Source organism: Microbacterium proteolyticum, assembly GCF_014192415.1.
Taxonomy (GTDB): domain Bacteria; phylum Actinomycetota; class Actinomycetes; order Actinomycetales; family Microbacteriaceae; genus Microbacterium; species Microbacterium proteolyticum.
This window is the reverse complement of sequence record NZ_JACHXY010000001.1, coordinates 1,437,710-1,459,502: the sequence shown is the minus strand read 5'-3', so window position 1 is coordinate 1,459,502 and position 21,793 is coordinate 1,437,710. Positions and strand designations below refer to the sequence as shown.

Genomic DNA, 21,793 nt, shown 5'->3' with positions numbered 1-21,793 from the left:
GTCTCCCGAGATTACCGACAGATCCGCGCTCCCCGCTTGCGGGGCCCCGCCGCACACTGGGGGAATGGCTTCTCCCCTGCACACGCCCCGCAACGCCGAGATCAGTGAGCGCGACCGCAGCAGTGTCTTCCACTCGTGGTCGGCGCAGGGCACGCTCGCCCCGCTCCCCCTCGCCGGGGGCTCGGGCGTCGAGGTGTGGGATGCCGACGGGCGCCGCTACCTCGACTTCTCGAGCATGCTGGTCAACGTCAACATCGGCCATCAGCACCCCCGCGTCGTCGCGGCCATCCAGGAGCAAGCGGCACAGCTGACCACCGTCGCGCCTGCGCACGCGCACGAGATGCGCGCCCACGCCGCCGAACTCGTGCTGAAGCGCGCCCCCGAGGGCTTCTCGAAGGTGTTCTTCACCAACGGCGGTGCGGACGCCAACGAGAACGCCATCCGCATGGCGCGCCTGACCACCGGCCGCGACAAGATCGTGTCGCACTACCGCTCGTACCACGGCAACACGGGGGCGGCCATCGTGGCCACGGGCGACTGGCGACGGATGCCGAACGAGTACTCCCGCGGCCACGTGCACGTCTTCGGTCCGTACCTGTACCGCTCCGAGTTCTGGGCCGAGACGCCCGAGCAGGAGTGCGAGCGGGCGCTCCGCCACCTCGAGCGCACCGTGCAGGCCGAGGGTCCCGACACCATCGCGGCGTTCCTGTTCGAGACGATCCCCGGCACCGCCGGCATCCTGGTGCCCCCGCCCGGATACCTGGCGGGTGTGCGCGAGATCGCCGACCGCTACGGCATCCTGCTCATCCTCGACGAGGTCATGGCCGGCTTCGCGCGCGCCGGCGAGTGGTTCGCGTTCGACGCCTTCGACGTGCGCCCCGACCTCATCACCTTCGCCAAGGGCGTCAACTCCGGCTACGTCCCCGTCGGCGGAGTGGTGATCTCGGATGCCGTGGCAGCGGTGTTCGACGACCGCGTGTTCCCGGGTGGACTGACGTACTCCGGCCACCCGCTCGCCGCGGCGTCGATCGTCGCCGCGCAGGAGGCGATGGCCGACGAGGGCGTGATCGAGAACGCCCGGCGCATCGGCGACGAGGTCATCGGCCCACGGCTGCGGACCCTCGCCGAGGAGTCGCCGCTGGTGGGCGAGGTGCGCGGGCGCGGCGTGTTCTGGGCCGTCGAACTCGTCGCCGACCCGGCGACCCGCGAGCCGGTGGCCACCGCCCGTGTCGGCGCGATCAAGGCCGCGATGCTCGAGCGGGGCGTGCTCGGCTTCGTCGCCGAGAACCGCGTGCACGTCGTGCCGCCCGCCGTCATCGGCGACGCCGACGCGCACCGCGGACTCGACGTGCTGGTCGAGGTGCTGCAGGCCGAGGCCACGCGCGGCTGACGCCGCGCCCCTCGGGGTCGAGTGTCCAGGACACGCCGCCGCCGCCGGTCCCCCACGGCGTGTCGTGGTCACTCAACGCCCCCGCGCCCCCGCGCCGCGCCGCGCCCACCTCGCGTTGAGTGTCCAGGACACACCGCACGCGCACGGCCGAAGCGGCGTGTCTTGGACACCCAACAAGGTGGGGATACCCGACCACGCGCGGCGGCGGGCAACCCGGGGATCGGTGCCCGACCGCGGGGTCAGCGGCCGGGGGACCGTCGCCGAGTTCTCCAGGCTTTCCACGCTCCGGTCGACCACAGGGCCCAGACCACCAGTAGAGGCTGGAAGAGCAGACGGATGCCACGGGCCAGGTCGGTGTCGAGGCCGAACGCGTCGGTGCCCCGGACGAACTGCTCGATGTTGCCGGGGAAGATCGCGACGAAGAAGGCCGCGACGATCCAGCCGACAGCCACGCGTTGGCGGCGGAGGACGAGGAGCGCAAGTCCGAGCGCGATCTCGACGACCCCGGATGCCACCACCGTGGCATCGACCGGGAGCGGAAGCCATGACGGCACCTGAGCGACGAACTCGTCGCGCGCGAACGAGAGGTGCGCGGTGCCGGTGAACACGAGCGCGGCACCGAGCAGCCAGCGGGCGAGGGTGCGGGGCAGGCTCATCCTCCGAGGGTAAGCCGGGAGCACCCGGGCGAGATCGCCCTGACGACCCGGCGTCACCGCCTCCACGTCGGAAGCGACCCACGCAGCCGGACCACGGTGAGTGTCCACAACACGCCGCACGCTCACGCCGGGTGACGGCGTGTCGTGGACACTCAATGGGACGGGGATGCCGCGGCCGCACCGTGCGACGGCCGCGGGCGCGCGCACCGGGCGAGAGCGAGCACTGACGTCAGCGCCGCAGGATGCGGTGGGCCAGGGTGTTGCCGAGCAGCTGCCCGGCCTGCACGATCACGACGATGATCGCCACCGTCACCCACGTCGCCTGGGCGTTGAACTGCTGGTAGCCATAGATGATCGCGAAGTTGCCGAGGCCGCCGCCGCCGATGTAGCCGGCCATGGCCGACATGTCGACGACCGCGATGAACATGAACGTGTAGCCGAGGATCAGCGGCGCGAGCGCCTCGGGGATCACCACACCGAACAACACGCCGATGCGTCGCGCGCCGACCGCGCGCGCGGCCTCGACCGTGCCGGGATCGACGGCGACGAGGTTCTGCTCGACGACGCGGGCGATCACGACCGTGGCCATGATCGTGATCGGCACGATCGCGGCATCCGTTCCCAGGGTCGTGCCGGTCACGGCGCGGGTGACGGGGGCGACGGCGGTGAGGAAGATGATGAACGGGATCGGGCGGATGAGATTGATCACGAGGTTCGCGACCGCGAAGACGACCCGGTTCTCGAACAGGTTGCCGGGCCGGGTGGCGTAGAGAAGCGCCCCGATGACGAGCCCCGCGACGCCGGAGATGAGCAGCGAGACGGCGACCATGTAGACCGTCTCGCCGATGGACTGCAGCAGCACCGGGGTGAGGGTGTCCCACTTGTTCATGCGCGCACCTCCCCGGTGGGCACGACGACGTCGGTGTGCGCGCGAAGCTCCGCGACGACGGCGCCGAGGTCGTCCGTGCGCACGCGATAGGTGAGCGTGCCGAGCTGGCGCCCGAGCACGTCGGTGACGCCGCCGTAGACGACGGAGTGACGGGCGCCGTGACGGTGGAACACGTTCGAGACGTCTTCGCTGGAGAACTCGTTGATCTCGACGCTGACCAGGTCGCCCCCGCCCGCGGCGAGCGCCGATAGCGTCTCCCCCGCCGGCACGCCCTGCGTCACCGCGGCGACGAAACGCTTGGTCAGGTCGGCGCGAGGGTGCGCGAACACGCGGTAGGTGTCGCCGCTGTCGACCACGCGGCCGCCGTCCATGACGATCACCTGGTCGCAGAGCTCGTGGACGATCGAGATCTGGTGCGTGATGACGACGATCGTGATGCCCAGGCGCCGGTTGATCTCGCGCAGCAGGTCGAGAACCTCGGCCGTGGTCTGCGGGTCGAGCGCGCTCGTGGCCTCGTCGGCGAGCAGGATGCGGGGGTCGGTCGCGATCGCCCGCGCGATGCCGACGCGCTGCTTCTGCCCGCCCGACAGGCGCCGCGGGTACTGCTTCGCCTTGTCGCCGATGCCGACGAAGTCGAGCAGCTCGGCGACGCGCTTGTCGCGGTCGGCCTTCTTCCACCCCGCCACCTTGAGCGGGTACGCGACGTTCGCCGCGACGGTGCGCGAGGTGAAGAGGTTGAACTGCTGGAAGATCATGCCCACGCTCCGCCGCAGGTCGCGCAGCTTCGCCTCGGAGGCCGCCCCCACGTCGACGCTGAGCACCTCGACGGTGCCCGACGTCGGCTGCTCGAGTCCGTTCAGCAGACGCACGAGGGTCGACTTACCGGCGCCGGAGTAGCCGATCACGCCGACGATCGACCCCTCCTCCACGCGCAGCGACACGTCGTCGACGGCGGTCGTGGAGGAGCGGCGATCGGTGCGGAAGCTCTTCGAGACGGGGTCCGGCACAGGCGGAGGGCGCGCGGCGACGCTCCCGAACGCACCGACGGCGTTTCTAAGAACCCTCTCGTGGGGGGCTTAATCGCGTTTTACAGGCCGCGGTCAGCATGGGAGACGCGGGACACCCCGCGGATGAGGCGCAACGGGCGCCCACCACCCCAGGAGGCTGCTGTGGTTCACCGGATCGCCCTGTCGTCGCACGATTCCGTCGGGCTCGGACACGTGAGGCGCAACCTCGCCCTCGCTCATTCCCTCACGCGAACGGTCCCGGGCATCGTCGGGCAGGAGGTCACGGGGGTCCTCATCACGGGCCAGGCCTCCGCGACGGCGTTCCCGACCCCGCCCGGGTGGGACTGGGTGGTGGTCCCCAGCGTCTCCGTCGACGACACCGGATACCGTTCGCGGCACCTCGCGGCCGACATCCAGCGGGTCACCGCGATGCGGGCGGGCGTCATCGCCGGGGTGCTGCGGGCCTTCGCACCCGACCTGTTCGTCGTGGACCGCCACCCCTTCGGGGTGCACGGCGAGCTGCGCAACGCGCTGCGCGAGCTGCGTGCCGCCCACCCCTCGTGCACGACGGTCCTGGGTCTTCGCGATGTGCTCGACCGCCCCGCGGTCGCCCGGGCGGAGTTCCGCACGCTCGGGGGAGCCCGCGCCGTGCGGGAGCACTTCGACGCGATCTGGGTGTACGGCGATCCGGCCGTGCACGATCTCCGGCTCAGCGGCGAGACACCCCCCGGGCTCGCGCCCCTCATCAGCTACACCGGGTACCTCGCGCACGGGCGTCCGACCCGTCCGGCGCGCGCCATCGACGGTCCGTTCGTGCTGACCACGGTCGGCGGGGGTTCCGACGGGGTGCACACCGCCGTCGCCGCGGCCGCCGCCGACCTACCCGACGGGCATCGCCACATCGTCGTCACCGGCCCCCAGATGTCGGCGCCCGATCGCGATCGTGTACGGGCGGCGGCGTCGCGGACGGGCGCGGAGGTCGTGGACAGCGTGCCCGACCTGCCGAACCTGCTCGAGCGCGCCGCCGCGGTCGTGACGATGGGCGGCTACAACACGGTCTGCGAGGTCATGAGCACCTCGACCCCCGCCCTCGTCGTTCCCCGTTCGGGCCGACGTGACGAGCAGCGCATCCGTGCCCGGGCGCTGGAGCGCGTCGGCGCGTTCGAGACGGTCGGCGACGGCCCCCTCGACAGCGCGGCCATCGCCGCCTTCTTCCGCAGGACCCATCGGACCCGCTGCCCCCGTGCCGGTCTCGAGCTCGACGGGCTCTCCACGGCCGCCACCCTCTCGGCCCACCTCCTCGCCCCGACGGAAGGACTCACCGCTCATGCCATCTGACGCCTCCCCCCTGATCGGGTACGTCGTGAAGATGTACCCGCGCTTCTCCGAGACCTTCGTCGTCACCGAGATCATCGCCCGCGAAGCACGCGGCGAGCGCCTCGAGATCTTCGCGCTGCGCCCGAGCGACGACACCCGCTTCCACGCCGAACTCGCCCGCGTGCAGGCGCCCGTCCGCGCCGTCCCCGTACCGCGTCGCCTCTCGGCCGCCTGGGACGGCCTCCGTCGGGCCCAGACCGATCCCCGCCTCGGCGCGGCCATCGCCCGGCACCTGCCGGAGCTGCTGGCCGTGGAGGCCGACGATGCGCTGCAGGCCGTCGACGTCGCCCGGCAGGCCCTCGATCGGCGCATCACCCACCTCCACGCGCACTTCGCGTCGACCGCGACGACCGTGACCCGGTTGGCGGCACTGCTCGCCGGCATCCCGTACTCCTTCACCGCTCACGCGAAGGACATCTTCCACACGTCCGTCGACCCGGTCGATCTCGAACGCAAGCTGTCTGATGCTGCTTTCACGGTCACGGTGAGCGACTTCAACCTCCGCCACCTCCGTGACGCCTTCCCCGCGGCGGGCCGCATCGTTCGCGTCTACAACGGCCTCGATCTCGAGCGCTTCCCGTTCGTGGAGCGCGGACCGCGGCGCGGTGCGCTCCGACTGCTCGCCGTCGGGCGACTCGTGGAGAAGAAGGGCTTCGGCGTGCTGATCGACGCCGTCGAGCGTCTGCGTGCCGAGGGAGTGGATGTCACCCTCGACATCGTCGGCGACGGCGAGCTCGCCCCGCAGCTGCGGAGGCTGGCGGCCGCCTCACCGGCGATCCGCTTCCTCGGTCCCCTGCCGCAGGGCGAGGTCTCGGCCCGCCTCCGCGAGGCCGACGTCTTCGTCGCCCCGTGCCTGGTCGGCGCCGACGGCAACGCCGACGGACTGCCCACGGTGCTCCTGGAGGCGATGGCGAGCGGCATCCCGTGCGTGTCGACGGCGGTCACCGGCATCCCCGAGATCATCGAGGACGGCCGCACCGGTGTACTTTGCGCCCCCGGCGATGTGGTCTCGCTGACCGAGGGGCTGCGCCGCGTCAGCCGGCCCGACTACCCCGTCGAGGCGACCACGCGCCGCGCGCGACAGCTCGTCGAGCGGCACTTCGATGCCGCGGCGCAGGCCGAACGGCTCGCCGAACTCACCGCGGCCGACGCCGCGCCCGCCCGGAAGGAGGCGGCGTGATGCGCGTGGCCTATCTCGTCGCCGACCCCGGCGTCCCCGTCTTCGGCACGAAGGGTGCGAGCGTGCATGTGCAGGAGATCGTGCGGGCGTTCCGCGCCCGCGGCGACGACGTGACGGTGTACGCCACCCGTCGGGGTGATCACGTTCCCTCCGACCTCGCCGATGTGCGGGTCGTGGTGCAGCGCGTGCAGGGAGCGGGAGCAGAGCAGCGCGAGCGCGGCATCCGCGACGCCGTGGCCGCCCTGACGGCCGCCATCGTGGCCGACGGGTGCGACCTCGTGTACGAGCGTTTCTCGCTCTTCTCGGCCGGTGGAGCCGACGTCGCCGACGCCCTCGGTGCGCCTGTCGTCCTCGAGGTGAACGCCCCGCTGGTGGAGGAGCAGCGCCGCCACCGGGAGCTGATCGACGAGCAGGCCGCGGTCGCCATCGCCGGGCGGGCGCTGCAGCGGGCCGACGTGACGGCCTGCGTCTCCGAGCCGGTGGCCGTCTGGGCGCGGGAGCACGGTGCCTCGCGCCCGCTGGTGGCCCCGAACGGCGTGAACACCGACCGTGTGCGTCCGCCCCTCGTGCGGCGGGGCGACGACGCGCCGCCCACCGTCGGATTCGTCGGGACGCTCAAGCCCTGGCACGGAGTGGACGTGCTCGTGGATGCCATGGCCGAGCTCGCGCGGCGGGGGCGGCGGGCTCGGCTGCTCGTCGTCGGCGACGGTCCGCAACGCGCCGACCTGGAGGCGCAGGCGCAGAGCCTCGGGGTGGATGCCGGGTTCACCGGCGCCGTGGCCCCGGAGGACGTGCCCGCGGTGCTGCAGCGTCTCGACATCGGCGTCGCGCCGTACCGGGCCGCCGACGACTATTTCTCGCCGTTGAAGGTCTCGGAGTACCTCGCCGCGGGCCTGCCCGTCGTGGGCAGCCGGGTGGGTCAGGTGCCATCCCTCGTCCGGCACGGGCGCTCGGGGCTGCTGACCGCGCCCGGCGACCCCCGCGCTCTGGCCGACGCCCTGCAGATGCTCGTCGATGACACCGCGCTCTGCCGACGGATGGCCGATCAGGCCCGCCAGCAGGCGGTCGCCGAGCACGGCTGGGGCGGCGTCCTCGCGAGCATCCTGGGCGGCGTGCCGACGGCGGTGGCGTCGTGAAACGGCAGAAGACCGCCTCCCCGCGCGCCCTGCGGCGCAGCCTCGCCATCGTCCGGCCGCACCTGCGCGGCAAGGCGTCGCTGATCGTGCTGGGCATGGTCGCCCTGCTGGCCGACGTCGTCTTCCGCGTGCTCGAGCCCTGGCCGCTGAAGTTCGTCGTCGACTCGGTGTCGGTGAGCCTCGGGGCATCCACGGGGGCGGCGGCGGGGATCCCGCAGGCGAGCCTCGGACTGCTCGTCGCCTGCGCGACGCTGCTTCTGGGGCTCATCGCCCTGCGCGCGGTGGCGGCGTACGCGAGCACCGTCGCCTTCGCCCTGGTCGGGTCGCGCGTGGCGACCGAGCTGCGCGCCCGCGCGTTCGCACACGTGCAGTCCCTCTCGGCCCGCTACCACTCGACCGCGTCGTCGGGTGACGTCGTGCAACGACTGGTGAGCGATATCGGCCGGCTGCAGGAGGTCGCCGTCACGGCGGGGCTGCCCCTGGTGGGGAACATCATGACCCTCGTGGTCCTCGTCGTCGTCATGTCGTTCATGGACCCCCTCCTCACCCTCGTCGTGGTGGTGGCCGCCGCGTTGTACGCGGTGTCGTCCCGCCGCAGCTCCACCCGCATCACCGACGCGTCGCGCACGACGCGAAAGGGCGAGGGCGCCCTCGCCGACACCGCCTCGGAGGCCCTCGGGGCCATCCGCGTCGTGCAGGCGTACGGTCTGGAGCGCCGCCTGGCCGGCGCCTTCGCCGACGGGAACGACCGGGCCCTGACGGAGGGTGTGCGTGCGCGCCGCCTCGCGGCCGGGCTGGAGCGACGCACCGACGTCATCGTCGGATTCGCCACCGCGGCGGTGCTCCTCGGCGGCGGCTGGCAGGTGCTGTTGGGGAGCATGACCCCGGGCGACCTGGTCGTCTTCGTCGCCTATCTCAAGCTCGCCATGCGCCCGTTGAAGGACCTCGCGAAGTACACCGGGCGCATCGCGCGGGCCGCGGCATCCGGTGAACGCGTCGCCGACCTGCTGGCCGAGCCCGTCGAGATCGCCGACGGCCCCGAGGCCGCCCCCTTGCCTCCGCTGCGCGGCGACGTGGTCTTCGAGGACGTCTCCGTCGACGACGGACGCGGCAGCACGGTCTTCCGGGATCTGACCCTCCACATCCCCGCGGGTCAGCACGTGTGTCTGCTGGGTCCGTCGGGAGCGGGGAAATCCACCCTGGCCGGCCTTCTCGTGCGCGCGGCGGATCCCCGCTCCGGTCGGGTGCGCCTCGACGGCATCGACGTCTCCCGCGCCACGATCACGAGCGTGCGCGCATCGGTGTCGCTGCTGTTGCAGGAGTCGATCCTCTTCGCCACGTCCGTCCGCGAGAACATCCGGTACGGCCGCCTGGATGCCACCGACGCCGAGGTCGAGGACGCGGCGCGACGCGCGTTCGCGCACGACTTCGTCGCCGCCCTCCCCGAGGGCTACGACACCGTCCTCGGCTCGCGCGGCGGCACCCTCTCCGGGGGGCAACGCCAGCGGATCGCGATCGCCCGGGCGCTGCTGCGCGACAGTCCGGTGATCGTGCTCGACGAAGCCACGACCGGGCTCGACCCGCACGCACGCAGCCAGGTCGGCGCGTCGCTGCAGGCGCTGACGAGGGGACGCACGACCCTGTCGATCACGCATGACGTGACCCAGGCGCTGTCGGCCGACCGCGTGCTGTGGCTGGAAGACGGTCGCATCGTCGAAGACGGAGCACCGCACGAACTCCTCGACCGCGCCGACTCGCGCGTGCACGCCTGGATGCGACGCGCCGACGATGAGAATGCCGTCGCGACGACGGGGGGCCGACGATGAACACCGCCGTGCGCGAACTGATCGACAGCGACCCGGGCGTCCCCGGGCTGAAGACGCTGCTGGATCCGGCATCCCTGTCCGACGCCGTCGGGGCACCCGTCGAGGTGCGTCATCTGCGGTACAAGCCGGGGACGAGCCTGCTCCTCGCCTACACCACGCCGAGCGGCGCGTTCTGGGCGGGCGCGTGGGCGGGGCCCGACAAGCCGGGCTCGGCCGAGCGTCGCAGCCCTGCCGTGCGAGCCCTCCCGGGCGTGCCCTGGTCGGCCGGCGGGCCGGCGCGCAGCGACCGCGTGCTCACCCGGGCCGTGGGGGATGCCGAGCGGCACGAGCCGTCGTGGCGGCTGGCCGAGATCGTTCGGCACAACCCCGGGCGACGGCTGGTCGTGCGCACCGGCGACGAGTACGCCAAGACGGCTCCCGGACGCGCGGATGCCGCGCTGCGAAACGCCGCCCTACTCCGACGGGCGGGTGCGCCCACCCTTTCTCCCCGTCTCGTCACCGCCCACACCTGGGCCACGGCATCCTGGGGCGACGGAGACCTCGCCTCGTCGCCCTCACCGGCGCACGCCGCGGCCGCGGGCAGGGCTCTGGCCCGCCTGCACGCGGTACCGGTCGCCGACATCGATGCCGGGGAAACGCCCGATGCCCGCGCCCGCAGCGCCGCCCTGGCCCTGCGCATCGCGCTCCCCGAGACCGCCCGACGCGCCGACGAGATCGCGCGGAGGCTCCCCTCCGCCCGACGCCGGACGATCGTGCACGGGGACTTCAGCGCCGACCAGGTGCTTCGCGGTCGCGAGGGGCGGGTGCGGCTGATCGACCTCGACCGTCTCGGCGCGGGCGACCCGGCGCTCGATCTGGCCGGTTTCGCCGTGGAGGAGTTCCTGCGCACCGGCGACCTCGCGACGACGACCGCGCTCTTCGCCGCGTATCAGGCGGAGGGAGGGGTCGCGACCGAGAGCGAGTGGCGCGCCTGGACGCCGCTGTGCGCGTTGGAGCGGGCGATCGAGCCCTTCCGCCGGTGGCGACGCGATTGGCCCGCGGCGGTGGCCGCGCGCCTGGATCGGGCGGAGGACCTGCTGTGATGCTTCCCCCGCGCGAGGTGCGCGACGAGCACGGCCGCTGGAGCGTCCGCCGGGCGTGGCCGTCGTCGAACGGCTGCGACCTCGAGGTCGTCCACGCCGACGGGCGTCTGCGCGCCGGGCGTCTGCGGGACGGTCGGGTCGAGCTGCTCGCCGATGGACGGGACAAGCACCTGCCGGCCCTCGAAGGCGCCTGGTCGACCGGCACGACGGTCTCGTGGCGCCGGGGACGCCGCGTCGTGCTGCGCGCCCACGACGGCTCGGGCTACGTGAAGGTCGTCCGGAGCGAATCGCTCGCCGCGATCACCCGGGCGCACGACCGCGCCGAGTCGTTCCGCGGAGGGTTCGTCACCCCCGACGTCACCCTCCTCGATGCGGCCGGCTGCGTGCACCTGTCGCGCGTGGGCGGCCGGACCCTGCACGACCTCGGCGCCGACCCCGCAACTCCGGATGCCGCCGTGCACGCGGCGTGGGACGGCTGGGCCCGCGGCTGGGAACGCGTGCTCGCGGCGCCGGTCGCGGCGGATGCCGCCCCGCACACGTCGGCCGATGAGGCCGAGATCCTGCTCCGGTGGCGCGATCACGCTCTTCGCGCCGGCGTCGAGCCGGCGGTCGCGGCGGCTTTCGACCGTGCATCCGTAGCCCTCACGATGGACGCCGTCGAGGCGTCGGCCCCCGCACACCGCGACCTGCACGACAAACAGGTGCTGTGGGACGGGCGCCGGTCCGGGCTGATCGACCTCGACACCGCCGCCCGCGCCGAACCCGCCCTCGACCTCGCGAACTTGCGCGCCCACGTGGCCTGGCGGCGAGGGCAGGGGCGCCTGTCGCCGGCGCGCGCGCACGGGGCGCTCGAGGCGATCGACCGGGTCGCCGCTCGCTCGCACGTCGACCCGGCGCGGATCGCCGCATACGAGGCATCCACGCGTCTGCGCCTGGGGGCGGTCTACCTGTTCCGGCCCGCCTGGCACTCGCGGGCCGCGCAGTGGCTCATCCGCTGCGCGGATGAGCCGGTCCGGTAGCCGGCGGTCGGTCGGGCGCTCGGCGGACCCGCGTCGCGCGAGCCCCCGCCAGCCGCCCCCTCACACCAGCCGGTACCCCGCGCCGCGCACCGTCTCGATGCGATCCGCGCCCAGCTTCTGGCGGAGGTAGCCGATGTAGACGTCGGCGACGTTGGATCCGGGGTCGAAGTCGAAGCCCCAGACCCGGCTGAGCAGCTGCTCCCGGCTGAGTACCTGCCCCGGGTGGCGCACGAGCTCCTCGGCGAGCGCGAACTCGCGCGCCGACAGCACGATCTCCCTGCCCGCGACGGAGGCGGTGCGCTGGCGCACGTCGAGCACGATGTCGCGGTGCTGCAGTTCCAGACCTTTCGCCGCCGGTTCCCGTCGGATGCGGAGGCGGATGCGGGCCACCAGCTCGTCGAACCGGAAGGGCTTTCCGAGGTAGTCGTCGGCTCCCCCCTCGAGGCCGGCGACGGTGTCTTCGAGTTCGACGCGGGCCGTCAGCATGATGACGGGCACGGCGGAGCCCGAACCGCGAAGCTGCTCCAGCACCTCGAATCCCGTCATCCCGGGCAGGTTGACGTCGAGCACGACGAGGTCGAACTCCCCCGAGAGGGCGAGCCCGAGGGCCTCCCTGCCGTCGCCGGTCACGCGGGTCGCGTACCCCGCCGACCGCAGGCCCTTCTCGATGAAGGACGAGATGCGGGTTTCGTCGTCGACGATGAGGATGGATGCCACGTCAGCCCTCCGGGCGATCAGGTGCGGGGATGCCGCGGGGGAGCGGCGGTCGCGGGGGGACGGAGTCGGGCGGGGTGTCGGCCACGATGGGGATGGTGAGCACGAACTCGGCCCCGGGACCGTTCGCCGGATCCCGCACGGTGGCGATGCCGCCGTGGTTGTGGGCGATGGCGGCCACGATGTTCAGGCCGAGGCCGCTGCCCCCGCGTCCGTCGTCGGCTGCTCCCCGGTGGAAACGTTCGAAGATGCGCTCGCGCTCGTCGACGGGGACCCCGGGGCCGTGATCCCGCACGAAGAGCTCCATCGTCTCGCCCCGTGAGCGGATCCCCAGCACGAGATCGCCGCCGCCGTGGCTGACGCCGTTCTGCGCCAGTTGCAGGAGTGCCTGGGTGATCCGGGCCCGGTCGACGACCGCGTGGATCGGTGCGACCGGCCCCCGGCGCACCGTCGCCCCCTCGATGCCGCGCACCTTGACGACGACCTGCTCGACGAGGGCCGCCATGTCGGTCGCCTGCGGGCGGAGCGGGCTCGGTCCGCGCAGGGCCGCTTCCTGGGTGAGGTCCTGGACCAAGCGGCCCATCCTCCCCAGCTCGTCCAGCACGAGTTCGCGGGTGGAACGCACATCGGCGGGGTCGTCCACGTCCATCACGTCGAGGTGACCGCTGACGATGGTGACCGGGGTCTTCAGCTCGTGCCCGACATCGCTGAGGAGCGTGCGTTGCGCGCCGAGCGCGCTGTCGAGGCGGTCGAGCATGTCGTTCATCGTGGCGGCGAGCGCGCTGACGTCGTCGTTGCCCTCGACCGGCAGCCGTTCCGCGAGCGAGCGCGCCGACACCCGGGCCGCCGTCTCGCGCATGCGACGCAGAGGCTGGAGCAGCCGCGCGGCGACGAGCCCGGCGCTGGCCGCGATGACGATGAGCGCGATCGCGGCGGCCAGGAGGTACACGCGGGCGGCGTCGTCGATCTCGGCGAGTTCGCCCTCGAGGTCGTAGGCCGTGATGAACATCACGGAGGCGGGCGGCGCCGATCCCTCGACCGCGATCGGGGCGGCGAGGTAGCGCCAGGCGACACCCTCTTCGGCGTACGTGCCGATGACGGGGTCGCCCTGGGCCACCGAGGTGACGTAGGGCACGAAGCCGGGCGCGGACTGCAGATCGACGTCGAGCGGAACCCCCGGGATGAAGGCGGCGACGCCGTCGATGACGCCGAGGGCGCCGGTGTTGTCGTCGGGGTTGATGCGCGTGACCGTGGCCTCGAGGGCCGCGGTCGACGATGGCCAGGCCGTTTCCCCGTTGCCCGCCGCGACGAGGGCGCGGGCCGACTCCAGCGCCGCCTCCAGGCGGGTGTCGACGGCGGCCAGGATGCGTGTGCGCTCGACCATGTAGACGGCGGCGCCGACCGACATCAGGCCGATCGCGGCGACCACGGTGATGACCACGACGATTCGCGTTCGGACGGTCCATCCGCCACTCGTCGCAGAGGCGGGCGCCGTTCCCATGTGCTTCAGTATGCCGGGGCGGTGACGCTCGATCCGGCGAAATAAGAAGGCTCTCACGATCGTCTTCCGCCGCCCTTACCGGCGGGCGACAGGCTTGAATCACCTCACCACGGATGGAGTCCCCGAATGTCCCGTCGCGCTTGGATCGGCACCGCCCTCATCGCCGTCGCCGCTCTGGGGGCGGTCGGCGCGACCGCCGCAGTCGCCACCGCCTTCGAGCCGCGCACCGCGACCGAGCGGGTCCTCCCCGGCGGCACGCTCACCGGCGGACCCGCTCCGGCCACCCCGTCGCCGACGCCCGTCGTCGACCCGTCGGCGGTCCCCACCGAGCAGGCGACTCCGGTCCCGGAGCAACCCGCGGCCCCGCAGCCGGTCGCACCGCCCGCGCCGCAACCGGTCGATCCTCCGGCTCCGGTACCGGTCGCGCCCGCCGATGACGACGATGACGACGATGGCCCGGACGACGACTTCGACGACGACGGGGACGACGACGACGACTGACCGTCAGCGCCGCACGCGCCGCAGCACGCGGTCGAGGGCGGCGACGAAGGTGTCGGCGTCGTCGCGCGTCAGTGTCATCGGCGGCTTGACCTTCAGCACGTTCGAGCGCTCCGAGGTGGGCTGCATGATGACGCCCTCCTCCAACAGCCGTTCGCAGATCTCGGCCGTCTCCGCGACGGCGGGGTCGAGCCCGTCGCGCACGAGCTCGATGCCCAGGTAGAGGCCCGATCCGTGGATGGTTCCGATGAGCGGATGCCGTTCCGCCAGCGTTTCGAGTGCGTTGCGCAGGTACGCCCCCACGCGGAGCGCGTTGCCCTGCAGGTCTTCGTCGGCGATGACGTCGAGCACGGCGACGCCGGCGACCGCACCCGCGGGGGCACCGCCGGCCGAGGAGAAGAACATGCCCTCCTCGCGGAGCGCCTCGACGATCTCGCGCCGGGTGACCACGGCACCGACCGGATAGGCGTTGCCCGCGGCCTTGGCCACGGTGACGATGTCGGGCACCGCGCCCAGCATCTCCCAGCCCCAGAACGTCGAGCCGAGGCGCCCGAGTCCGACCTGCACCTCGTCGGCGATCGCGAGACCGCCGTGCGCGCGGATCGCGTCGTACGCCGCGGGCAGGTAGCCGGGCGGGGGCACGACGCCACCCGCGTTGCCCAGCACGGGCTCGCTGATGAACGCGGCCGGCGCGCGGCCCTCACGGGTGAGGCGCGACGCGAGCTCGGCGACCTGCTCGGCGTAGGCGGCGCCGCTGTCGCCGCCGCGGTGCGCGCCCCGATAGGGGTTGGGGGCGTCGGCGAGGTGCACCCACTCGGGTCGCGACTGCAGGGCGGCGGGGTTGTCGAACGCGGAGGTCGTCACCGCATCGGCCCCCATCGTCCACCCGTGGTAGCCCTCGCGCAGCGCGATCACGTCGCGGCGGCCGGTGGAGAGCTGCGCGAGACGCAGCGCCAGATCCACCGCCTCCGAGCCGCTGTTCACCGGCAGCACGGTGTCGAATCGGTCGCGGGGGAAGTGCGCCAGCAGTCGCTCGGTGTACCGCGCGTACGCATCGAACAGGAACCGCGAGTTCGTGTTGAGCAGGCCGAGCTGGCGTGACACGCGTCGGACGAACGCGGGGTGGCAGTGGCCGATCGCGGTGACGTTGTTGACCATGTCGAGGTAGGCGCGCCCGCGGGCATCGATCAGACGGGTGTCCCAGCCGCGCTCGATCTGCGGCGGCGAGACGTAGTACCGTTCGCTGGCACCGCCCATCGCGCGATCGCGCGCGGCACGGGTCTCGCGCAGCACGATCACGGGATCGCGAACGGGTTCCACCCCGAGGATGGGCGAGGGGTCGAGCGCCCCGTCGGTCTCGAACTCCCCGGTGGGACCGACGAACGCGTCGTCAGCCTCCGCCCCCGCCACTCGGCGCGAGACGCGCAGGCGCGCTCCGTCCGCCGAGACCGCACCGAGCTCGTCGCCCGCACGCACCTCGCTCACCGGAGGGATGGATGCCAGCCCCTCGACGCGCAGCACCACACCGCGGTCGTCGAGCTCGACGGCATCCGGGAACGAGACGACACGGCCCGCGAACGGCGCCCGGACCGTCGCACCGGCCGGTGCCCACAGCTCCACGAACCGGGCACGTGCGGCGGTCGGCGCGGCGACGTCCCAGGGCACCCGGGTCAGGCGCGCCTCGCCGAACCGCGCCACAGCGACCGCTCTCGTCCCGCTTCCGGGCGCATCGCCCGCCCGCGCCGCCGCGGCATCCCGTGCGGCACGGTCCTCGGCCTCCGCGTCCCGCCACCGTCCCTCGTCGAGAGCCGGGCTGTCGATTCCGAGGTCGACGATCGCGGCGTCCGCGAGGCCGTCGACGAGCGGCACGTAGGCCGTACCGCGTCGGTGCGGGCGCCCGGCCGCGAGGCGGAGCTGGCTGGTGACGACGTCGTGGGCGACCCCGGCCGACAGGTCGTGCACGGAGAGCTCGTGCGCGAAGCGCTCCCGCGCGTAGTCGTTGTCGGCGTCGATACGCAACTGGCTCGCGCCGCTGACGGCGAGCACCGCGCCGCGCAGTACCACCATCGGCCACAGCACGTCGAGCTCGTCATCGGTCAGGTCGACCTCGCTCACGAAGCCGCGCACCGCGCGTCCGACCTGCGCGATGCTCTGCGTGCGGCCGAGCACGTCGGCGGCGAGGATCGCGATCTCGGCGACGCGCCACGACCGGCCGACGTCGCCGAGGTCGACCAGTGACAGACCGCCGCCGGCGCCGCGCAGCACGTTGTCGGCCGTCAGGTCGCCGTGGATGACCTGCAGCGGCAGAGACGCCGCGACCGCGTCGACGCGCGCGGCGGCCTCCCGCGCGGCCCCCAGGGAGGCGTCACGTCGGTCGACGGGGAGCTCGTCGACGAGAGTCTCGACGACCTCGAATGCTCGCCGCATCTCCCACTGGATGCCGCGCTCCGCCGCCGGATGCGCGAAGGGCGCGAGCGCCGCCACCGTGCGCCCGGCGAAGCGTCCGAGCTCCTCGGCGATGGCGCCGTCGAACTCCGGCGCGTCGGCGAGGGACCGCCCGTCCACGAGTTCGAGGGCGCGCGCGGTCGCCCCGGCACCCTCCCGATCCGTGACGGCGACCGTGGTCGCTCCGTCCTGCGCGGGGAGCGTCACCGGGGTGGGCACACCCGCCGCCACGAGGTGCCGCGCCACGACGACCTGCAGGTCGATCTCCTGCGCGGTCGTCGACGGGTGGTGGATCTTCAGCAGCAGCGACGGCGCACCACCACCACCCGTGAGGGCGAAGTTGCGGTCCTGCTGGCTGCCGAGTTCGTGCACGGCCCCCGCGGCGCCCCAGTGCATCGCGGCGAGTTCGCCGGCGAGCGCATCGTCGACGTCGGGGCGTCGCAGCAGGAAGGGCGTCGAGTCGGACATGGGGTTCCTCGTTCTCGTCGGTCGTGCGCGTGGCCGCGCGGGGTGTTCGGTGGAGCCGGGTCATGCGACCCGTCGGGCGCGTCCCGCGCGTGGTCGGCGTCCGTACGCAGGATGCCACCTGCACGGCATCCTGAGGGTGCACGTGGCCGGGCGCCGTCGTCTCGATGCGCAGCGTCGTGCGGAGAGTCTCGGCGTCAGCGCGATCATCGTGCCGCATCTGAGCAGGCGCTTCCGTCACATCCCCGTAGCCCGACCCTGGCATCCTGAAGCTCTCTCGCTTCTCCCAAGGATCCCGATGCCGACCGCCGCTCTCTTCCACATCCGCGACACCCGTCCGAACGCCCCTCGCTACCAGGCGCTCCTCGACGACCTCAACGAGGGAGCCGTGACCGCCCTCCGCGACGCCGGGTGGACGGTGGCGCTCCACCCCGCGGCCGAGAAGCCCCTCGAGACGCTCCTCGACGCCGCCCGCCGCGCCGACGTCGTCGTCATCCTGGGCGGTGAAGACGTCGACCCGCGCGCTTACGGCGCCGCCGACCTCCGGCCGCACCGGACGCCCTACGACCTGGAAGCGGATGAGGCGCAGCTCGCCGTGATCCGCGAAACGGTCGCTGCCGGTCGTCCCCTGCTCGGAATCTGTCGCGGCATGCAGCTGGTCAACGTCGCGTTCGGGGGCACCCTGCACCAGGACATCGCCGGACACCGCCGCTCCGAGGGGGACCCCTTCGTCGCGACCGACGTCCGCTTCGACCGGCCCGACCCCATCTCGGCGTCCGGCGACCTCCTGTGCAGTCATCACCAATCGGTCGACCGGCTCGGAGGGGGCCTGGATGCCACGGCGCGCGCCGCGGACGGCACCGTCGAGGCCGTGCGGCACCGCGACCTGCCGGTCTGGGCGTACCAGTGGCACCTCGAGCACCCGCGGTCGGCCGCCCGTCAGCTCGCACCCGTGATGACGTCGCTGCTCGCCGCGGGCACGGCCGATCGGATCGCGTAGCCGGGCGCTCGAAGCCGTCCGCGCTCAGTCGAGCAGCAGCGCCGGCTCCTCCAGCACGGATGCCACGTCGGCGATGAACCGCGAGATCCCGTCACCGTCGACCACGCGATGATCGAACGAACCCGAGACCGTCGTGACCCAGCGGGGGCGCACTTCGCCGTCGACGACCCACGGCTTCTGGCGGATCGCGCCGAGGGCGATGATGCCGGCCTCGCCCGGGTTGATGATCGGGGTACCGGCATCCACCCCGAACACGCCGATGTTGGTGATCGTGAACGTGCCGCCGGACTGGTCGGCGAGGCTCGTCTTGCCCTCGCGGGCGGTGAGCGTGAGGTGCTCGAGCGCCTTCGCCAGTTCGCGCGTGTTCATGCCCTGCGCGTCCTTGATGTTGGGGACGAGGAGGCCCCGCGGGGTTGCGGCGGCGATGCCGAGGTTCACGTAGTGGCGCACGCTGATCTGCGCACCGGCGTCGGTGTCGACCCACGCGGCGTTGATCATCGGCGTGCGGCGAAGGGCCCAGATCACGGCGCGGGCCATGATCAGCAGCGGTGAGATCTTCACGTCGGCGAAGTCGGGCGACGCCTTGAGTCGCTTGACGAGCTCCATGGTGCGCGAGGCGTCGACGTCGACCCACACCGACACGTGCGGGGCCGAGTATGCGCTCGAGGTCATCGCGTTGGCGGTGGCTTTACGGACGCCCCGGACGGGAATGGACTCCTCCCGCGCGTCGGCGGCCTGAGCGGCGGGAGCGGGAGCGGAGGCCACGGGCGCGGGCACTGCGGGGGCAGAGACCTCGATCGTCTCCTCGCGCACGTCGCCCCACGCGGGCGTCTCGATGTTGCGGAAGACGCTGGCCTGCTCGGCGTGCTTCACCACGTCGTCGCGGGTGACCTCACCGGCGGTGCCGCTGGGCGTGACCGCCGACAGGTCGACGCCGAGATCGCGCGCGAGCTTGCGGATCGGGGGCTTGGCGACGACGCCGACGGATGCCGCGACCGGACGCTCCGCGGGCTTGCGGCGCCGCGACGACACCGTTCCTCCCGTGCCGTAGCCGACGAGCACGGCGCCGCCCGGGTCGCTGGGCTCGGGGACGGTGGTCGGGGCCGCGGGCGCCGGGGGCGTGGCATCCGCTGAGCCGATCGTGATGATGGGCGACCCGACCTCGACGGTCGCGCCCTCCGATGCCAGCAGCTCGCCGACGGTACCCGAGTAGGGCGAGGGCAGCTCGACGAGCGACTTGGCCGTCTCGATCTCGACGATCACGTCGTTGACGGCGACGGTGTCACCGGGTGCGACGCGCCACTGCACGATTTCGGCCTCGGTGAGGCCTTCGCCGACATCGGGGAGAACGAACGTCTGATCGGTCACGGTGTGTCCTTTGCTCGGGAGCCAGCTTGTCACCGGGGTCGCCGCGACGGAATGCTCGGGCGAGGCGGAGGGGTGCGGGTCAGTAGGCGAGAGACCGGTCGACGGCCTCGAGGATGCGGTCGGCGTCGGGCAGGTAGGTGCCCTCGAGCTTGGCGGGCGGGAAGGGCACGTCGAAGCCCGAGACGCGCAGCACGGGCGCCTCGAGTGCGAAGAACGCCTTCTCCATCACGGTCGCGGCGACCTCGGAGCCGAGCGAGGTGAAGCCCGGCGCCTCCTGCGCGTAGACCATGCGGCCGGTACGGCGCACCGAGTCGAGCAGCGGGCCGTAGTCGACCGGGGACAGCGAACGCAGGTCGATGACCTCGCAGCTCGTGCCTTCGCTCTCGGCGAGCGCGGCCGCCTGCAGCAGCGTCGTCACCATGGCGCCGTGCCCGACGAGTGTCACGTCGGTGCCGCGGCGCACGATGCGGCTGGCGTGCAGCGGGAGGGCGGGGGCTTCGGTGTCGACCTCGCCCTTCTGCCAGTACTTCGCCTTGGGCTCGAAGAAGACGACCGGGTCGGGCGAGTCGATCGCCTGCTGGATCATCCAGTACGCGTCGTTCGCGTTCGAGGGGCTGACCACGCGCAGACCCGGGGTGTGCGTGAAGTACGCCTCCGGGCTCTCCTGGTGGTGCTCGACCGCGCCGATGTGCCCGCCATAGGGGATGCGGATGACGACGGGCATGCGCAGAGCGCCCTCGTGGCGATTCGTGAGCTTCGCCAGCTGCGAGGTGATCTGGTCGAACGCGGGGAAGACGAACCCGTCGAACTGGATCTCGAGCACGGGGCGGAACCCGCTCATCGCGAGACCGATCGCGGTGCCGACGATGCCCGACTCCGCCAGCGGGGAGTCGATGACGCGACGCGGACCGAAGTCTTTCTGCAGGCCCTCGGTCACGCGGAACACGCCGCCGAGCGGGCCGATGTCCTCGCCCATGAGCAGTACGCGGTCGTTCGTCTCGAGTGCGCGGCGGAGCCCGGCGTTCAGAGCTCGGCTGATCGGAAGGTTCTCGGTCACGGGGCGCCTCCGTCCATCGACGTTTCGTAGTCGTCGAGCCAGCGCTGCTCCTCGTGGATGAGCGCGTGCGTCTCGGAGTAGACGCTGTCGAACATGTGGTCGCGGGGGATCGTGCCCAGCTCGTTGGTGCGCACGCGCACGTCATCGGCGAGGGCGGCGCCCTCGGCATCCGCGTCGTCGAAGAACCGCTGCGGCGCCCCTCGTCCCTCGAGGTAGGTGCGCATGCGGGCGATGGGATCGCGCCCGGCCCACGCCTTCTCTTCGTCGGAGGTGCGGTACTTCGTGGGGTCGTCGCTCGTGGTGTGTGCTCCCATGCGGTACGTCATCGCCTCGATGGCGCGGGGGCCGCCTCCGGCGCGCGCCTCGTCGAGGGCGACCTTCGACACGGCGTAGCTGGCGAGCACGTCGTTGCCGTCGACCTGGAGGCTCGGGATGCCGTAGCCCTCACCGCGCTTGTACAGCGGCGAGCGCGACTGCGTCGCGACCGGCACCGAGATGGCCCACTGGTTGTTCTGCAGGAAGAAGACCTGCGGCGTCTGGAAGCTCGCGGCGAACACCATCGCCTCGTGCACGTCGCCCTGACTGGACGCGCCGTCGCCGTAGTAGACCATCACGGCCTCGTCGCGCTCGGGGTCGCCCGTTCCCGCCTTGCCGTCGAACACCAGACCCATGCCGAGGCCCGTGGCGTGCAACGTCTGCGCACCGAGCACGAGGGTGTAGATGTGCGTGTTGCCGTTCTTCGGGTCCGTGGGGTCCCACCCGCCGTGGGTGAGTCCGCGCATGAGCCGGATGATGTCGATCGGGTCGACGCCGCGGATGCGGGTGACCACGTGCTCGCGGTAGGAGGGGAAGATGTGGTCCTGCGCGCGGGCGGCGCGAGCGGAACCCACCTGGGCGGCCTCCTGTCCGAACGACGGGGGCCACAGGGCGAGCTGGCCCTGTCGCTGCAGGTTGGTCGCCTGCACGTCGAACGCGCGGATCGAGACCATGTCGCGATAGAACGTCTCGAGTTCGGCGTCGGTCAGGGCGTCGATGAGCGGCAGGTAGCGCTCGGCCGCGGGCGTGGGCGCCAGCGTGCCATCGGCTGCCAGAACGCGCACGAGAGCGGGATCGTCGAGCGGGGTCATTCCCCCACGCTAACGCCCGACCCATGCTGACGACCGCATGAGGTGTACAACGGATG

General features: G+C 72.6%; 18 protein-coding genes. 9 read left to right on the top strand and 9 right to left on the bottom strand.

All coding sequences use genetic code 11. The features are described from left to right. Window positions 1–64 precede the first annotated feature (64 nt). A complete protein-coding gene (locus tag FHS07_RS06675) occupies window positions 65–1,390 on the top strand; it encodes an aspartate aminotransferase family protein (protein WP_183419044.1) in 1,326 nt (441 codons plus the stop codon). A gap of 239 nt (window positions 1,391–1,629) precedes the next feature. Here FHS07_RS06675 and FHS07_RS06670 read toward each other — a convergent pair whose 3' ends face one another. The 3 genes from FHS07_RS06670 to FHS07_RS06660 form a co-directional block, all read right to left on the bottom strand. Then, window positions 1,630–2,046, bottom strand: coding sequence for a DoxX family protein (locus FHS07_RS06670; protein ID WP_183419043.1), 417 nt, complete (start codon window positions 2,044–2,046; stop codon window positions 1,630–1,632). 229 nt (window positions 2,047–2,275) lie between these two features. Further along, entirely contained in the window at window positions 2,276–2,935 is a 660-nt protein-coding gene (locus tag FHS07_RS06665; protein ID WP_183419042.1) for a methionine ABC transporter permease, read from the bottom strand. Continuing rightward, window positions 2,932–3,942, bottom strand: coding sequence for an ATP-binding cassette domain-containing protein (locus tag FHS07_RS06660; RefSeq protein WP_183419041.1), 1,011 nt, complete (start codon window positions 3,940–3,942; stop codon window positions 2,932–2,934). The genes FHS07_RS06665 and FHS07_RS06660 overlap by 4 nt, the downstream gene beginning before the upstream one ends. Window positions 3,943–4,104: 162 nt before the next feature. Between FHS07_RS06660 and FHS07_RS06655 the strand changes: the two genes are divergently transcribed. Genes FHS07_RS06655 through FHS07_RS06630 form a run of 6 tightly spaced genes read left to right on the top strand, consistent with a single transcriptional unit; the run spans window position 4,105 to window position 11,562 of the window. Next, window positions 4,105–5,280, top strand: a complete 1,176-nt coding sequence (locus FHS07_RS06655) for a glycosyltransferase (protein ID WP_183419040.1) — start codon at window positions 4,105–4,107, stop codon at window positions 5,278–5,280. After that, window positions 5,270–6,499 (top strand): glycosyltransferase, encoded by a 1,230-nt coding sequence (locus FHS07_RS06650; RefSeq protein WP_183419039.1) that lies wholly within the window; start codon window positions 5,270–5,272, stop codon window positions 6,497–6,499. Before FHS07_RS06655 ends, FHS07_RS06650 begins: the two co-directional genes overlap by 11 nt. Beyond that, window positions 6,499–7,635 (top strand): glycosyltransferase family 4 protein, encoded by a 1,137-nt coding sequence (locus tag FHS07_RS06645; RefSeq protein WP_183419431.1) that lies wholly within the window; start codon window positions 6,499–6,501, stop codon window positions 7,633–7,635. The genes FHS07_RS06650 and FHS07_RS06645 overlap by 1 nt, the downstream gene beginning before the upstream one ends. Continuing rightward, window positions 7,632–9,461 carry an ABC transporter transmembrane domain-containing protein gene (locus FHS07_RS06640; RefSeq protein ID WP_183419038.1) on the top strand — a complete coding sequence of 610 codons (1,830 nt, stop codon included), beginning with the start codon at window positions 7,632–7,634 and terminating at the stop codon, window positions 9,459–9,461. The genes FHS07_RS06645 and FHS07_RS06640 overlap by 4 nt, the downstream gene beginning before the upstream one ends. After that, complete coding sequence (locus FHS07_RS06635) at window positions 9,458–10,543, top strand: phosphotransferase (RefSeq protein WP_183419037.1); 1,086 nt, start codon at window positions 9,458–9,460, stop codon at window positions 10,541–10,543. The genes FHS07_RS06640 and FHS07_RS06635 overlap by 4 nt, the downstream gene beginning before the upstream one ends. Further along, on the top strand, window positions 10,540–11,562 hold the full coding sequence (locus FHS07_RS06630) for an aminoglycoside phosphotransferase/kinase family protein (protein ID WP_183419036.1): 1,023 nt from the start codon (window positions 10,540–10,542) through the stop codon (window positions 11,560–11,562). Before FHS07_RS06635 ends, FHS07_RS06630 begins: the two co-directional genes overlap by 4 nt. A gap of 60 nt (window positions 11,563–11,622) precedes the next feature. On the opposite strand, the gene FHS07_RS06625 is transcribed toward FHS07_RS06630, so the two are convergent. Continuing rightward, window positions 11,623–12,279 (bottom strand): response regulator, encoded by a 657-nt coding sequence (locus FHS07_RS06625; RefSeq protein ID WP_183419035.1) that lies wholly within the window; start codon window positions 12,277–12,279, stop codon window positions 11,623–11,625. A gap of 1 nt (window position 12,280) precedes the next feature. Then, entirely contained in the window at window positions 12,281–13,777 is a 1,497-nt protein-coding gene (locus FHS07_RS06620) for a sensor histidine kinase (protein WP_183419034.1), read from the bottom strand. Between the two features lie 126 nt (window positions 13,778–13,903). Between FHS07_RS06620 and FHS07_RS06615 the strand changes: the two genes are divergently transcribed. Beyond that, on the top strand, window positions 13,904–14,278 hold the full coding sequence (locus FHS07_RS06615; protein WP_183419033.1) for a hypothetical protein: 375 nt from the start codon (window positions 13,904–13,906) through the stop codon (window positions 14,276–14,278). 3 nt (window positions 14,279–14,281) lie between these two features. Here the strand turns inward: FHS07_RS06615 and FHS07_RS06610 are convergent, their stop codons facing one another. Then, window positions 14,282–17,188, bottom strand: a complete 2,907-nt coding sequence (locus tag FHS07_RS06610) for an aminotransferase (RefSeq protein WP_183419032.1) — start codon at window positions 17,186–17,188, stop codon at window positions 14,282–14,284. Between the two features lie 295 nt (window positions 17,189–17,483). Between FHS07_RS06610 and FHS07_RS06605 the strand changes: the two genes are divergently transcribed. Next, window positions 17,484–18,185: a gamma-glutamyl-gamma-aminobutyrate hydrolase family protein gene (locus FHS07_RS06605; protein WP_183419031.1), complete on the top strand. Its 702-nt coding sequence runs from the start codon at window positions 17,484–17,486 to the stop codon at window positions 18,183–18,185. 24 nt (window positions 18,186–18,209) lie between these two features. Here the strand turns inward: FHS07_RS06605 and FHS07_RS06600 are convergent, their stop codons facing one another. The 3 genes from FHS07_RS06600 to FHS07_RS06590 all read right to left on the bottom strand — a co-directional run bounded on the left by FHS07_RS06600 (window position 18,210) and on the right by FHS07_RS06590 (window position 21,737). Further along, window positions 18,210–19,553: a 2-oxo acid dehydrogenase subunit E2 gene (locus FHS07_RS06600; protein ID WP_183419030.1), complete on the bottom strand. Its 1,344-nt coding sequence runs from the start codon at window positions 19,551–19,553 to the stop codon at window positions 18,210–18,212. Window positions 19,554–19,632: 79 nt separating this feature from the next. Then, on the bottom strand, window positions 19,633–20,610 hold the full coding sequence (locus tag FHS07_RS06595) for a transketolase C-terminal domain-containing protein (protein WP_183419029.1): 978 nt from the start codon (window positions 20,608–20,610) through the stop codon (window positions 19,633–19,635). Beyond that, the gene (locus FHS07_RS06590; RefSeq protein ID WP_183419028.1) at window positions 20,607–21,737 is read right to left on the bottom strand and encodes a thiamine pyrophosphate-dependent dehydrogenase E1 component subunit alpha; all 1,131 of its coding nucleotides are present in this window, start codon (window positions 21,735–21,737) and stop codon (window positions 20,607–20,609) included. The genes FHS07_RS06595 and FHS07_RS06590 overlap by 4 nt, the downstream gene beginning before the upstream one ends. Window positions 21,738–21,793 lie beyond the last annotated feature (56 nt).

Excerpts from the sequence above, each read along its gene's own strand:
- FHS07_RS06605 (WP_183419031.1), top strand. The coding sequence starts at position 17,484 with ATGCCGACCGCCGCTCTCTTCCACATCCGCGACACCCGTCCGAACGCC.
- FHS07_RS06665 (WP_183419042.1), bottom strand. The coding sequence starts at position 2,935 with ATGAACAAGTGGGACACCCTCACCCCGGTGCTGCTGCAGTCCATCGGC.
- FHS07_RS06615 (WP_183419033.1), top strand. The coding sequence starts at position 13,904 with ATGTCCCGTCGCGCTTGGATCGGCACCGCCCTCATCGCCGTCGCCGCT.
- FHS07_RS06670 (WP_183419043.1), bottom strand. The coding sequence starts at position 2,046 with ATGAGCCTGCCCCGCACCCTCGCCCGCTGGCTGCTCGGTGCCGCGCTC.
- FHS07_RS06590 (WP_183419028.1), bottom strand. The coding sequence starts at position 21,737 with ATGACCCCGCTCGACGATCCCGCTCTCGTGCGCGTTCTGGCAGCCGAT.
- FHS07_RS06675 (WP_183419044.1), top strand. The coding sequence starts at position 65 with ATGGCTTCTCCCCTGCACACGCCCCGCAACGCCGAGATCAGTGAGCGC.
- FHS07_RS06610 (WP_183419032.1), bottom strand. The coding sequence starts at position 17,188 with ATGTCCGACTCGACGCCCTTCCTGCTGCGACGCCCCGACGTCGACGAT.
- FHS07_RS06620 (WP_183419034.1), bottom strand. The coding sequence starts at position 13,777 with ATGGGAACGGCGCCCGCCTCTGCGACGAGTGGCGGATGGACCGTCCGA.
- FHS07_RS06645 (WP_183419431.1), top strand. The coding sequence starts at position 6,499 with ATGCGCGTGGCCTATCTCGTCGCCGACCCCGGCGTCCCCGTCTTCGGC.
- FHS07_RS06650 (WP_183419039.1), top strand. The coding sequence starts at position 5,270 with ATGCCATCTGACGCCTCCCCCCTGATCGGGTACGTCGTGAAGATGTAC.
- FHS07_RS06635 (WP_183419037.1), top strand. The coding sequence starts at position 9,458 with ATGAACACCGCCGTGCGCGAACTGATCGACAGCGACCCGGGCGTCCCC.